This window comes from Dyadobacter sp. OTU695, assembly GCF_038440355.1.
Classification (GTDB): Bacteria; Bacteroidota; Bacteroidia; order Cytophagales; family Spirosomataceae; genus Dyadobacter.
In genome coordinates this window covers 196,034-209,154 of the sequence record NZ_JASATN010000012.1, presented here as the reverse complement: position 1 = coordinate 209,154, position 13,121 = coordinate 196,034, and the positions used below count along the sequence as shown (strand labels likewise).

Here is a 13,121-nt window from a genome sequence, read left to right as displayed (position 1 = left end):
ATTGTTTCCTTTTCTAAAACCCTAAAGTAAAACAAAAAAATTGTACAACTCTACACCGGACACGCTAATAATTGGTAAAAAAGTAATATATCTGCCAACTTGTCATTCCACCAACGACATAGCGGCTGAAATAGTACATGCGGGGCTGTTTGAGGAAGGAACGGTTGTCATTACCGACAATCAGGTAAAAGGAAGAGGCCAGCGTGGTACCGTCTGGAACGCCAATGCAGGCGAAAATCTTACATTTTCAGTAGTACTCACACCCGGTTTTCTACCGATCCAGGAGCAATTCCTGATCAGTCAGATTACCGCGCTTGCCGTCCGCGGCTACCTGGGCAGCTACGTGCCGGACACGAAAGTGAAATGGCCGAATGACATTTACATGAACAACCGTAAATCGTGCGGGGTATTGATCGAAAATTCGTTGCAGGGTACACGTTTCTCGTCATCGATCGTAGGTATCGGTGTGAATATTAATCAACAGGTATTCCAAAATGATTATGCTACCTCGCTGGCGCGTGAAACGGGGCTGACACTTTCATTGACCGAAGAGTTCCACAAGCTGCTGAAATTCCTCGATGCCTATTATGTCAGGCTACGTTCCCACTCGCAGCACGACGCGATCCGCAGTGAATATCTGCGTCATTTGTATGGTTATCAGCAGGATGTGAAGTTTCTTCACAAAGGAAATATCACAAACGGCTCGGTGACCAGCGTGACAAAGCTTGGGAAATTGCGTGTCAGACTGGCCACCGAGCCGGAAGAACTGGAATTCGGTTTGAAAGAAATCGAGTGGGTCAGGGATTGATCAGCCCCATTTACCAATTACGGCCATCACCACCGCGCAAATGCCCAGCCCGAGCGACTCACGCGCGAGTTCGATATTCAGGCTTCTCATCGCAGTTTCTCCAAAGAAAATACCTTCGAATTCGGGCGGCCATTGCAGGATCGCAGCGACCAGGTAACCGGCTGCCAGCACGTAAAATACCCACGACGGCCATAACTCCCGAATGCTCATGAAGCAACCCAGCGCGGCAAAGCTGTAAATGGCAATCCATACGCCCGAATCGGGGTCATTTAGCTGCAAATAGGCAAAGATCACAAAAATGATCCCGAAAAATATCTTTAAAAGTCTCATGACAAAGTGGGTTAAGAATACGATTATTAAAGAATGTGTTAAAAAGCTGTTATCCCTCAGTTATTAACTGCCGGGGATACTGATTTAACATATCTTTTATTGACAAAATTGCGTTAACGCGTTGGCGGCATCGCTATATCCCAGGTTTAGAGCCTGTTTCAGGCTGGTGCACCCCAGATCTTTTTCACCATCGTTGTACTGCGCAAGGCCAAGACCGTAAAAAGCCTTTCCATATTGCCCATCGAGTTTCACCGTTTGGCGGAATGCCAGGGTTGCTTTTTTGAAATCCTGCGTCCGGTAATAGGTATTTCCCAGATTGTACCAGGCTTGTTTATTATTGGCATCAAGCCGGGTCGCTTTTTCGAAGTCTTTGATCGCATCGGGCGTCCTGTCCATAAGTACGAGCAACTGGCCGCGGTTGAGGAAAACGTCGGCGGTATCGGGGGCGAGTTCGGCGGATTTATTGTAATCAGTAAATGCGGAATCCAGTTTGTTTTCGTCCGTATAGAGTAATGCGCGGTTGAAGTAGGGCCGGTAGGAGCCGGGCTGCAGCTTGATCGCCTGACCGAAGTCGAGCAATGCATTCGGGTATTCTTTTAACTCATAGTAAGCTACGCCGCGGAGGTTGAAGGCATCGGCGTTGGCTGTATTTTTTTCAATGGCTTTGTTGATGAATTCAATCGCTTCGCGGGTCTTGCCCTGTTGCATAAGCTCTTTACCTTTTTGGAGGAATGCGTCGGAGGATTGGGAGCAGGAGTAAAGGAAAATCAGAAAAAATAAAAAAAATAATCGAGGCATACTGGTTCATTTCTAGTTGATTCACGCAAAAGTAAGGGGAAAGCTCAAAGGAATGTTTTCTTTTTGTTAATAAAATGTCTTTATCTTTGCAGTGGCAAATCGGAACTACCAGCTCCTTTCGAATCCCCCAGGTCCTGACGGAAGCAAGGGTAGATGGTCGATGCGGTGAGATTCTCGGTTTGCCTTTTTTTATTTCTTCCCGCGTCGATTCCCCCTTTCTTTCTTTTTGCTTTTGTTCAGGGTTTCCTACTTTTGTGGAATATTCTAACCAATAAACTTTCAATATGAAATTTTTCATTGATACTGCGAACCTGGATGAAATTCGGGAAGCGCAGGCGCTTGGTGTATTAGACGGTGTTACTACCAACCCATCTTTGATGGCGAAAGAAGGAATTACAGGTAAGGATAATATAATGCGTCACTACAAAGCTATCTGCGATATCGTGGACGGTGATGTAAGTGCGGAAGTAATATCGGTCGATTTCGAAGGAATGGTTCGCGAGGGCGAAGAACTGGTTGAGATCGACGAGAAAATCGTGGTGAAAATCCCGATGATCAGAGAAGGTATCAAAGCGCTTAAATACTTTTCCAGCAAAGGTGTCCGTACCAACTGTACGCTGATCTTCTCACCAGGACAAGCGCTGGTAGCTGCGAAAGCAGGTGCTACTTACGTTTCTCCATTCGTAGGTCGCCTTGACGATATCTCAACCGACGGTATCGCGTTGATCGAGCAGATCCTGACTATTTACAGAAACTATGGTTTCGATACGCAGGTACTTGCGGCATCGGTTCGTCACCCAATGCACATTATCCAGTGCGCAGAAGTTGGTGCTGACGTGATGACCGGCCCATTGAGCGCGATCGAAGCGTTGCTGAAGCACCCATTGACAGATATCGGTCTGGAGAAATTCCTGTCTGACTACAAGAAAGGAAACGCTTAATCAGTTTGTCACACTGAGCGAAGTCGAAGTGTAAATGCACGATGTGAAGGGCATCACGCAACTATCCTTCGACTTCGTTCAGGATGACAATACCCATACACACTATCCCCATATTTGAGCGTTTTCTGCTCAACCCAATCATTACTTTTAGCACAATTATGACCACCGATTCGACGGAGCCAATAATCAGACTGGAAAGGGCAGATATTTATCAGGGTGAGAGGCCTGTCTTGAACGACGTTCATTTTGAAATCAGTAAGGGCGAATTCGTTTACCTCATCGGACGGACCGGTAGCGGTAAGAGCTCGCTTTTGAAAACACTATACGCCGATTTATGGCTGCATACCGGTTCTGCCAAAGTGGCCGGTTATGAGCTTCACAATATTAAAAGGGCCGACATCCCTTTCCTCCGCCGGAGGATAGGCATCGTTTTCCAGGATTTTCAGTTACTGTCGGACCGCTCTGTAGAAGACAATCTCGCCTTCGTGCTACGTGCGACGGGATGGGAAAACCAGGGCAAAATTTCCAAGCGCATTGCAGAAGTTTTAATGCAGGTAGGCCTGGGAACTGCCCAGAAAAGAATGCCGCATCAGCTATCGGGTGGTGAGCAGCAGCGTGTGGTAATCGCCCGTGCCATGCTCAATGAGCCGCAAATCCTGATCGCCGATGAACCGACCGGTAACCTCGACCCCGAGGTGGGAGATCAGATCATGCAGGTTTTCCGGACCATTAACAATGCCGGCACGGCCATCTTGATGGCCACACACAACCACGACTTCCTGAAACGCTTTCCCGCCCGCGTGATCAAATGCGAGAACGGTGGCATCACGGTAAGCGAGTAACGATATCAAGCCAATAAAAAGGGCATTTGACCAAGTCAGATGCCCTTTTTGCATTTTCAAACTTCTTACTTCGCCTTCATATCGATCACCGGAATGATCATTTCTTCGAGCGACACGCCGCCGTGCTGGAAAGTGTCGCGGTAGAGGTTCACGTACTGGTTGTAGTTGTTCGGATATGCGAAGAAGTAATCCTCTTTTGTAAACACATACGACGTGGAGACGTGTGGTTTTGGGAGGAAAATACGCTCAGGCTTGCGGCAAACCATCAAATGGTTGTCGTCGAAACCGAGGTTTTTTCCGTGTTTGTAACGGAGGTTTGTATTCGTTTCGCGGTAACCGATGATCTTCACCGGTTTTTGAACGCGGATCATACCATGGTCGGTGGTGAGGATGAGGCGTCCTTTCTTTTCGGCGATCTTACGGATGAAATCGAGCAGCGGGGAATGCTGGAACCACGAGCGGGTGATCGAGCGGTACGCCGCTTCGTCGGGTGCGAGCTCCTTGATCATCTGCACATCCGTGCGTGCATGGGAAAGCATATCCACAAAGTTGTAGACAACCACATTCAACTGGTTGCTCAACAAATTGTTGAAAGTGTCTACCAAGGCTTTGCCCTGGTTGGTATTCAGGATTTTGGAATATGAAAATTTGATATTCAAATGGTTCATTTCCAGTTGTTTTTGAAGGAAATCCTGCTCATGGTTGTTCAGCCCTTCCTCGCCCTCGGGCGTATTTTCGTCGCTTACCCACCATTGCGGATGCTTACGCTCCATTTCGCTGGGCATCAGGCCGGAAAAGATCGCATTACGTGCGTAGCCGGTCGTGGTTGGCAGGATAGAGTAGTACGACGACTCTTCCTCGATATTAAAAAATTCCTGCAAAATCGGCTGGATCATTTTCCATTGATCATAGCGGAAGTTGTCGATCAGCAGGAAGAACAACGGCTCGCTCGACCCTTTCAGATGGGGGAATACTTTCTGTTTCATCAACTGATGCGAAAGGATGGGCTTGTCGGAACGCGGGTCGTTCAGCCATTCTTCGTATTCATCCTCAATAAACTTGCAGAAATTGGCATTGGCTTCACTTTTCTGCATGCTGAAAACCTCCGCCATGCCCTGGTCGTCGGAGCTTTCGAGTTCCAGCTCCCAGTAGATAAGTTTTTTGTAAATATCCGCCCATTCCTCGTGACCGATACGGTCCTGATACTGCATAGCCAGGCTGCGGAATTCCTGCTGGTAGCTGAGGGTCGTTTTTTCGGTTACCAGGCGTTTGTTGTCTAATATCTTCTTAACCGAAAGTAATATCTGGTTGGGGTTCAGCGGTTTGATGAGATAGTCATCGATTTTGGAACCGATGGCATCCTCCATAATGTGCTCCTCCTCGCTTTTGGTGATCATGACCACCGGCAGGTTGGGTTGCTGCTGCTTGATTTGTGCGAGGGTTTCGAGGCCGGTCATCCCCGGCATCATTTCGTCGAGGAAAACAATGTCAAACCTGTCATTCTCAATGCGGTCCAGCGCATCCGCACCGCTGTTAACGGGCGTAACGTTGTAACCTTTATTGGTAAGGAACATGATATGCGGTTTGAGAAGATCTATTTCATCATCGGCCCACAGGATGTTATATTGCATAAGACTCTTTTTTCAAGTGGTAATTAGTTTAAAACAATAAAAGGCTAACGCATCGGAAGAAGCTGGTCGTATACGTAAAACGGTTTTAACGTTTTTTATGAAATATACGGCTTATCCTTATACGTTAAGCTTGCACGTAAAAAATGCATTCCACAACGGCCTGTCAGTGTAAAAATTTTCTCGTAACCCGGTCGAGATCATCGGGCGTATCCACGCCGTGTGAATCGTCGGAGGTGACCACCGCCTTGATCGCGTAGCCGTTTTCCAGCCAGCGCAGCTGTTCCAATGCTTCGGCTTTTTCCAGCGACGAAACGGGAAGTTTGGTGATTTCGGCTAAAACGTCTGTTCTGTATGCATAAATGCCGATGTGTTTGTAAAAAACATGCGATTTCAGGAATTCGTCCTGGCTCTGTGCATTGCGCAAATAAGGGATCGTTTGCCGACTGAAATACATGACTTCGCTTCGCTTGTTCAAAACCGCTTTCGGCACATTTACATTGAAGAGAATTTCATCATTGTCGATGACTTTCACCAATGTGGCCAGTTCGGTCTCTCCATTCAGCACAGAGGCAAGGTGGTCAATCGGCTCGGGGCTGATGAATGGCTCGTCACCCTGGATATTGATGACGTAGTCGTAACTTTCTTCCGTTTGGGCAAGGGCTTCGAAGCAGCGATCAGTGCCGCTTTGGTGATCCTGTGAAGTCATAACGGCATTTCCGCCGAATTCTCGGACGTGGTTCAGTATTCTTTCGTCGTCGGTCGCTACGATTACCTGAGCGAGTTGAGTAGCTTTGGAAGCTTGTTCATAAACCCGCTGGATCATGCTTTTGCCACCAATGTCAACCAAAGCCTTGGCGGGGAAGCGGGTAGAAGCATAGCGGGCCGGTATTATTCCTAGAATGCGCACGAGGTCGTTGTCAGTTAATTTGAATTCAAAATAAAGGTAAAAAATTGCAAAATCTTTTTTCGTTCCGTTTTTCCGAAAACATATGGCGCGTAATGCCGGATGCTCGTCCGGATAGTTCGCTGTGGGCTATCGAGTTACGGGATGCGGCGCAACGTGAAGTATGGTTTGCGCTGATCGATACGGATCATCTTGCCGTAAAATGGCAGCGACAGGTGGAAGGTACCGATTGGTGGACTTCCCTGACCGCATTTTCGGATAATCACATTTATTTACATAATTACAGACATCCCGAAGTACCTGAACCGACGGATTTGCTTGCCGTGAATGTGGAAACGGGTTTGCTGTCCTGGATTTTACCCAACCATCTGCTCGTGAAAAATGCAGGCGGCGGTTTGCTGGAAGTGGCGACCAAACAGGGTGATTCATTCAAGCATATGCATTGCAATGCGTCGAACGGTGAACTGCTGCAATCGAATGCAGCATTATCGGAACCGGACGAACAAGTAATTTTAACTGAGCCCGTTCGTTACATCGAAGGGAATATGTACTTCAAAAGGCTCTCGCAATTTATTAGCGGCGCAACGGACGGTCACATTCCGGTAGCCATCGATTATTTGGAGAAAAGACCCTATATAATCTTTTCTTATTATATTTACGAGCAAGATAAAACAGTGCAATACCTCCTCATAGTAACCGATCAGAAGCAACAGGTTTTACACGAGAAACTATCGGAAGAGCGGGAAGGAACAGGCCGCTCGACGATGATGCTGAAAGCGTCCACACTGGTTTATCTGAAAAATAGCAACGAGTTTTCGAGTTTAACGCTTTCATAATAAATGAAATACATTTTTTGCCTGGCCCTTTTGGCAGGATTGATGACAGGTTTGACGAGCGCCCGGGCTAAGGGATTGAATGCTGTTGACTCCGTCGGAGTCGAGAAGGTAGGGGGGAAGATTTTCGTTATTCACAGAGTTAACCAGGGGCAGACGATGTTTGCCGTTGTGCGCCAGTACGGAACGACTATCCATGCCTTGCGCGAAGCCAATCCTGGTATGAGCGACCAGATCCAGTCGGGACAGACGATCCGGGTACCTTACACGCCCAAGGTTGGGAAAAAAGACTCCAAAAAAGAAGATAAGAAAGAAGAGAAGAAGGAACTTCTCAAAGCGGAGGTGAAGGAAACCAAACCCGTCGCCGATACACCCTCCGTGGCCACAAGCACATCAGCACCATCGGCATCCTCTGCCGCTGCGCTTCCCGCAAATGGAATTCATAAAGTAGAGCCGGGGCAGACATTGTACCGCGTTGCGGTTAAATACGGTGTTCTGATGGCCGATCTCCGTAAATGGAACAACCTTACAGATGATAACCTCAAAGACGGCCAAGAGCTTATTGTAAGCGAAAAAGGTGCTGAAAAGGCAGCAGCGCCCGTTGTAACGCCGCCAGCGCCCAAGGTAGCGACGACCGTCGTCAAAGATTCGGTGAAAGCCAAAACAGCGGTTCCGGAAAAAGTTGTTAAGCCTGTGGAAGAAGTAGCTCCGCCGAAAGTGGTGAAAAGCAAGCGCAAATCGGAATCGGGACTGGCGGAAGTGATCGAGACGGACGAAAGTACCAGCAAATTTCTGGGTCTGCATCGCACTGCGCCAATCGGTTCGCTGGTAGAGGTTTTGAACGAATACAATCAGGAAAAAATCATTGTCCGCATTATCGGCCGCATTCCTGATACCAGTGTAAACGACGACATTGTGATCAAGCTGTCGTCCCGCGCATTTGAAAAAGTTTCCCCTAACAGCAAACGATTCAGGGCCGTAGTCAGTTATCTTGAGTAACCACGGTAAAAGTTATTATGAAACACGCACCACAATTTCGTTCCAAGAGAGAAGAGGAACGCGAAGCACTTAAAAATACGGCCGGATATAAGATTTGGAGCGTAATGTTCACCCTGTTGTATCCGTTTATCGCGATTTTTACATTCCTTTTTTCTGGGATTGTGATGATTTTTTCAGGTATCTCACGCATGCTGGCTTACCTGTTCGGAGGTAGCCATGCCAGACGTTAATCAAACGGCCTATCCGCCCAAATACGTTGCGGAGCTGCTGGAAGAAAAAGTAGCGCAATACAACCGACCGGACTTCATTCCTTTCGACCCGATCTGCATTCCACACCGATTTTCCATCAAGCAGGATATCGAAATCATGGGCTTTTGGGCAGCCGTGCTCGCCTGGGGACAACGGAAAACCATTATCAGCAAATGCCTCGAACTGGCGGCATTGATGGATAGTGCGCCGTACGATTTTGTGCGCAATCACCACGAAAGCGACCTCAAACCGTTCCTGCATTTCAAGCATCGTACATTCAACGCGACCGATACGCTCTATTTCCTGCATTTCTTTCAGGAATACTACAAAGTACATGATTCGCTGGAATTTGCATTCAGCAGTCATATGATGCCAAACGATACTACCATCGAAAATGGGCTGATGGGCTTCCATGACCTTTTTTCAAGCTCCGAAAATTTTCCCTTACGTACGCGCAAGCACATAGCGACGCCCGCACGGAAGTCCTCATGCAAGCGTCTCAACATGTTCCTGCGCTGGATGGTGCGCAAAGACGACCAGGGTGTCGACTTCGGTATCTGGAACACGATCCGCCCCGCGCAGCTCGTTTGCCCCTGCGATGTACACGTCGACCGCGTAGCGCGCGTGCTGGGGCTTATCAAACGACCTGTTACCAACTGGCAAACTGCGACTGAACTTACCGCTTCGCTCCGCCTGCTCGACCCGTACGACCCTGTGAAGTATGATTTTGCTTTGTTTGGATTGGGGATTGAAGGGTTTGCGAAGTAGGTATTTCAATTATTTGTAGCTTCTGAAAGCGCTTCCTAACAGGTATTTCAGGTTTCTCGCCAAGGTAGCTGTCGTACCGGATTAGTATGATCTTGCTGGTTCTTTTGATTCATATACGAACTATTTTGTCGCGCTTTCCTTTGACTAAACTTCCATGTCCCCTGAATCATTTGTGTGTCGTTAACCGCTGTTGAAAGCAGAAATTGAGTTGGATTTTAAATCTGAAAGACATCTCAATTTTAGCTAAACAATAGCATTATGAAACATTTCTTCAAACCGATTTTGCTGACCGCCGCGATATTGAGCGCGGAGACTCACCGAAGCGATGCTCAAACCCACTACGGGGTTGGCGCAGGGACTTCCGGAACAGGCCATGCATTCTTTGGGACAAATGCCGGTAAAATGAATTCTAACGGCTCCTTCAATACTTATCTCGGGCATTTTTCCGGTGCGAATTCAGTTTCGGGGAGCTATAACACTTTCACTGGGTACAGCGCCGGTCAAACGAACACGGGAGCAGCAAACACTCTGTTGGGTTACAATGCCGGCATCAATAACGGTGCGGCTTATCAAAATACTTTCGTCGGGGCCAGTTGCGGAGGCATTAGTGTAGGAAACTACAATTCCTATCTAGGAGCAGGGGCTGGCGGACTGAGTGTTGGTTCAAACAATGTCTTTCTGGGATATGAAACAGGAAATTCGAATAAGAATGGTAATGACAATGTCTTCCTGGGAGCCAAAGCGGGGTATGTGAGTTCAAAAGACCAAAATGTTTTTATAGGTACCGAAGCTGGCTACAATAACGACACCGAAAAAAATGTATTCATCGGTTGGCAGGCGGGTTACGGGGCGACACTCGGTGGTAGAAACATATATATTGGGAATAAAACCGGTGCCAATGCGAAGGGATATTTTAACACTTTTATCGGGCATAATGCAGGAGAGAATGCAGGAGGAACGGCTGTCACTGTAAACATGAACACTTTCATTGGCGGTACAGCTGGTCGGAATGCCGACGGTTATGGTAATGCTTATGTAGGAATGTCTGCCGGAAGGGATACGAAGGGGGACAATAATGCGATGTTCGGTTATGGGGCAGGAACGAGCAGCAATGGAAGCAACAACCTGCTGATGGGGGCCATGGCCGGAATGAACAACCAGGGAAATGATAACAACTTTCTTGGGAAAGACTCGGGTATTTGGAACACTTCCGGTAGTGGAAATACTTTTTTGGGTACGGCTTCGGGATTCACTAATGATGTAGGTACGGGAAACGCATTTATTGGCAATAAAAGTGGGTATTCCAATAAAAGCGGAAGCTTGAACACATTCTTGGGGCATGGAGCTGGTTACGACAATACCAGTGGTGAGAAGAATACCTACCTGGGCTATGCTTCAGGCGGGAAGTCGGATATCGTTAATGCAACGGCGATCGGCGCATCTGCAAAGGTTACTGCGAGTAACAGCTTGGTGTTAGGTAACAATGCAAATGTAGGGATTGGTGTGTCCGCACCGGTTTATCAGTTGCAGATGAGTACCGGAACAGCAGCAAAGGCCGGCTCTTCCAGCTGGATGATCATGTCCGATAAAAGGTTGAAGAAGGATATTACCGACTTTACAGACGGCCTCGACCTGCTCCAACAAATCAAACCTGTCTGGTTCCAATACAATGGCCAGGCAGGAATCGAAACTGGCAACAAGAAGTTCGTAGGTATCATCGCACAGGAAATGCAGAAGATCGCGCCGTATACCATCGGTACATTCACCCATCAGGATTCACTGGGTAACAAAACGGAGTACCTGGATTACGATGCGAATGCGGTTACTTATATTCTGATCAATTCGGTGAAGGAACAGCAAAAGTTGATTGAAGGGAAAGAAGCGAAAATTCAGGAGCTGGAAAATCGTGTAGAAAAGTTAGAGAAGTTAATGAGTTCTCTGCCGGGAGTTTCTAATAGTATTGAAAAAGAAGCGGAGAGCGGTGTTTTGGAGCAAAATGTTCCTAATGGTTTCTCAAACAGAACTTCCATCAAATATTTTATTCCGCAATCCGTAAAAACGGCTGTAATCGACATCTATACAATAGCAGGAGTAAAGGTTAGTTCGCACCTGATATCGGAGCGTGGAGCTGGTGAATTAGTCATTTCGGCAGATAAATATCAGGATGGGATACATGTTTACGATCTGGTTACCGACGGTAAGAGTATAGGAGCAAAGAAAATGTTAGTGGAGTAGAAGTAGGATCCCGGGGTGGTACTTCAATCGATGCTTGAAATTGTTTCTTGGCAAGAGCAAATATCCATTCAGAATACCCACCTCGGCACTCTGTTTGAAATAGGCAAAGGGTTTCGTATCGAGACCCTTTTTTGTTGAATGCCATACTTCTGCGACATAATAGTTTGCATGTAAACTATACCATTTGCCGCTTAATAATCTCCTCTGCGCCAATGACTAATCGTTTTGAGACTCCATTTATCGTACACGGCAAATTTGCAGCCGTTACAAATTAACGGGGGAGACCCTCATCACTAAAACAATTTATAAACATGAACAAATGGTACAAGATGACGGGAGCGCTGCTGTTGGGAGTATGCGCGATGACACGGGTGAATGCGCAGACGCATTATGGTGTAGGGGCCGGTACCCAGGGGCCCGGCCACGCCTTTTTTGGAACTCAGGCGGGAGCTTCGAATATTGCGAATGGCTTGGATAATAGCTTTATAGGACATCAGGCAGGATTTTCTAATTTGGACGGTGTTTATAACGTCTTTGTAGGTTCACAGGCGGGTTATTTTAGTAAATCGGGTGGAAATGTATTTGTCGGATATAAGGCAGGCTATCAAAATATTTCAGGGCCGTTTAATACATTTATAGGTGGGTATGCTGGTAAAAGTAATCTTGGTGGAGGTGATAATTTGTTTGCCGGTTATTCGACAGGATTTCTAAATACGTCAGGAAATGACAATACCTTTTTGGGTAATCATGCCGGCGATTCAAATATCACTGGAAATCAAAACGTGTTCGTAGGACGCAGTTCGGGGAACACGAATTCCAATGGCAACTTCAACACATTTTTAGGATTTGAGAGCGGAATTACTAGTGTCGACGGCAGCAGTAACACATATCTGGGGTACAAGGCCGACGGCGGAGCTTCTGTCCTAAATGCCACCGCAATTGGAGCGAATGCAAAAGTAACATCAAGTAATAGCCTCGTCCTGGGCTACAAGGCCAATGTCTGCATCGGCATATCCGCCCCATCCTTCCAACTTCATCTCAGCACCGATGCCGCCGCCAAAGCAGGCTCCCCTGACTGGACAGTCGCCTCAGACAGCCGCCTCAAAAAGAACATTACCGACTTTACCGACGGCCTCGACCTGCTCCAAGAAATCAAACCCGTCTGGTTCCAATACAATGGCAAAGCGGGCATCGAAACTGGCGACAAGAAGTTCGTAGGTATCATCGCGCAGGAAATGCAGAAGATCGCGCCTTATACGGTCGGTTCGTTTACTTACCAGGATTCTCTGGGTAACAAAACGGAGTACCTGGATTACGACGCCAATGCGGTTACTTATATTCTGATTAATTCGGTGAAGGAACAGCAACAAGTAATCGAGCAAGAGATGCGGAGTTAAAAGAAGTGAATGCAGTCGTAGAAGCATTGGCAAAACGCCTTGAACAATTGGAGCGTATTGTGGCTTCCAATACTGCTAAACCGTTGACCGGTAGTGCAGCGCGTACCGAGCCGAATGCGAACGGAGTTGTTCTGGAACAAAACGTTCCTAACGGGTTCTCTGCAAATTCACAGATAGCATATTTTATCCCTGAAGCCGTGAAGGAGGCGACGATCAATATCTATTCGGTAAGTGGCGTGAAAGTTTCTTCTTATCCCGTCAAAGAGCGTGGAAACGGTCAGCTGACCATTTCCGCAAGTGATTTTCAGGATGGATTATTTCTGTATGATCTGGTAACCGACGGCAAGAGCAACGGCGTGAAGAAAATGGTGGTCCAAAAATGAAGT

The 13,121-nt window shown here is 47.3% G+C and carries 14 protein-coding genes; 10 read left to right on the top strand and 4 right to left on the bottom strand.

Annotated features, from left to right (window positions below):
- The first annotated feature begins 40 nt into the window (after positions 1-40).
- Positions 41-808, top strand: coding sequence for a biotin--[acetyl-CoA-carboxylase] ligase (locus tag AAHB90_RS21595; RefSeq protein WP_342087281.1), 768 nt, complete (start codon positions 41-43; stop codon positions 806-808).
- On the opposite strand, the gene AAHB90_RS21590 is transcribed toward AAHB90_RS21595, so the two are convergent.
- Together AAHB90_RS21590 and AAHB90_RS21585 are read right to left on the bottom strand one after the other, a co-directional pair.
- A complete protein-coding gene (locus AAHB90_RS21590) occupies positions 809-1,138 on the bottom strand; it encodes a transmembrane 220 family protein (RefSeq protein ID WP_342087280.1) in 330 nt (109 codons plus the stop codon).
- Between the two features lie 96 nt (positions 1,139-1,234).
- Complete coding sequence (locus tag AAHB90_RS21585) at positions 1,235-1,936, bottom strand: tetratricopeptide repeat protein (RefSeq protein ID WP_342087279.1); 702 nt, start codon at positions 1,934-1,936, stop codon at positions 1,235-1,237.
- A gap of 284 nt (positions 1,937-2,220) precedes the next feature.
- Here AAHB90_RS21585 and fsa point away from each other — a divergent pair, with 284 nt between their 5' ends.
- Both fsa and AAHB90_RS21575 read left to right on the top strand, forming a co-directional pair.
- Positions 2,221-2,877, top strand: a complete 657-nt coding sequence (gene fsa / locus AAHB90_RS21580; protein WP_342087278.1) for a fructose-6-phosphate aldolase — start codon at positions 2,221-2,223, stop codon at positions 2,875-2,877.
- Positions 2,878-3,035: 158 nt separating this feature from the next.
- Positions 3,036-3,719 (top strand): cell division ATP-binding protein FtsE, encoded by a 684-nt coding sequence (locus tag AAHB90_RS21575; protein WP_342087277.1) that lies wholly within the window; start codon positions 3,036-3,038, stop codon positions 3,717-3,719.
- A gap of 65 nt (positions 3,720-3,784) precedes the next feature.
- On the opposite strand, the gene porX is transcribed toward AAHB90_RS21575, so the two are convergent.
- Together porX and kdsB are read right to left on the bottom strand one after the other, a co-directional pair.
- Positions 3,785-5,350, bottom strand: coding sequence for a T9SS response regulator signal transducer PorX (gene porX / locus AAHB90_RS21570; protein WP_342087276.1), 1,566 nt, complete (start codon positions 5,348-5,350; stop codon positions 3,785-3,787).
- Positions 5,351-5,513: 163 nt separating this feature from the next.
- A complete protein-coding gene (gene kdsB / locus AAHB90_RS21565; RefSeq protein WP_342087275.1) occupies positions 5,514-6,257 on the bottom strand; it encodes a 3-deoxy-manno-octulosonate cytidylyltransferase in 744 nt (247 codons plus the stop codon).
- Between the two features lie 44 nt (positions 6,258-6,301).
- On the opposite strand from kdsB, the gene AAHB90_RS21560 reads away from it, so the two are divergent.
- The 7 genes from AAHB90_RS21560 to AAHB90_RS21530 all read left to right on the top strand — a co-directional run bounded on the left by AAHB90_RS21560 (position 6,302) and on the right by AAHB90_RS21530 (position 13,118).
- Positions 6,302-7,090: a DUF4905 domain-containing protein gene (locus tag AAHB90_RS21560; protein ID WP_342087274.1), complete on the top strand. Its 789-nt coding sequence runs from the start codon at positions 6,302-6,304 to the stop codon at positions 7,088-7,090.
- Positions 7,091-7,093: 3 nt separating this feature from the next.
- Complete coding sequence (locus AAHB90_RS21555) at positions 7,094-8,086, top strand: septal ring lytic transglycosylase RlpA family protein (protein ID WP_342087273.1); 993 nt, start codon at positions 7,094-7,096, stop codon at positions 8,084-8,086.
- A gap of 17 nt (positions 8,087-8,103) precedes the next feature.
- Positions 8,104-8,316 (top strand): hypothetical protein, encoded by a 213-nt coding sequence (locus AAHB90_RS21550; protein WP_342087272.1) that lies wholly within the window; start codon positions 8,104-8,106, stop codon positions 8,314-8,316.
- The gene (locus AAHB90_RS21545; RefSeq protein WP_342087271.1) at positions 8,303-9,103 is read left to right on the top strand and encodes a TIGR02757 family protein; all 801 of its coding nucleotides are present in this window, start codon (positions 8,303-8,305) and stop codon (positions 9,101-9,103) included. Before AAHB90_RS21550 ends, AAHB90_RS21545 begins: the two co-directional genes overlap by 14 nt.
- Positions 9,104-9,361: 258 nt before the next feature.
- Entirely contained in the window at positions 9,362-11,338 is a 1,977-nt protein-coding gene (locus AAHB90_RS21540) for a tail fiber domain-containing protein (protein WP_342087270.1), read from the top strand.
- A 311-nt stretch (positions 11,339-11,649) separates the two neighbouring features.
- Complete coding sequence (locus AAHB90_RS21535) at positions 11,650-12,735, top strand: tail fiber domain-containing protein (RefSeq protein WP_342087269.1); 1,086 nt, start codon at positions 11,650-11,652, stop codon at positions 12,733-12,735.
- Between the two features lie 5 nt (positions 12,736-12,740).
- Positions 12,741-13,118: a hypothetical protein gene (locus tag AAHB90_RS21530; RefSeq protein ID WP_342087268.1), complete on the top strand. Its 378-nt coding sequence runs from the start codon at positions 12,741-12,743 to the stop codon at positions 13,116-13,118.
- Positions 13,119-13,121: the final 3 nt, after the last annotated feature.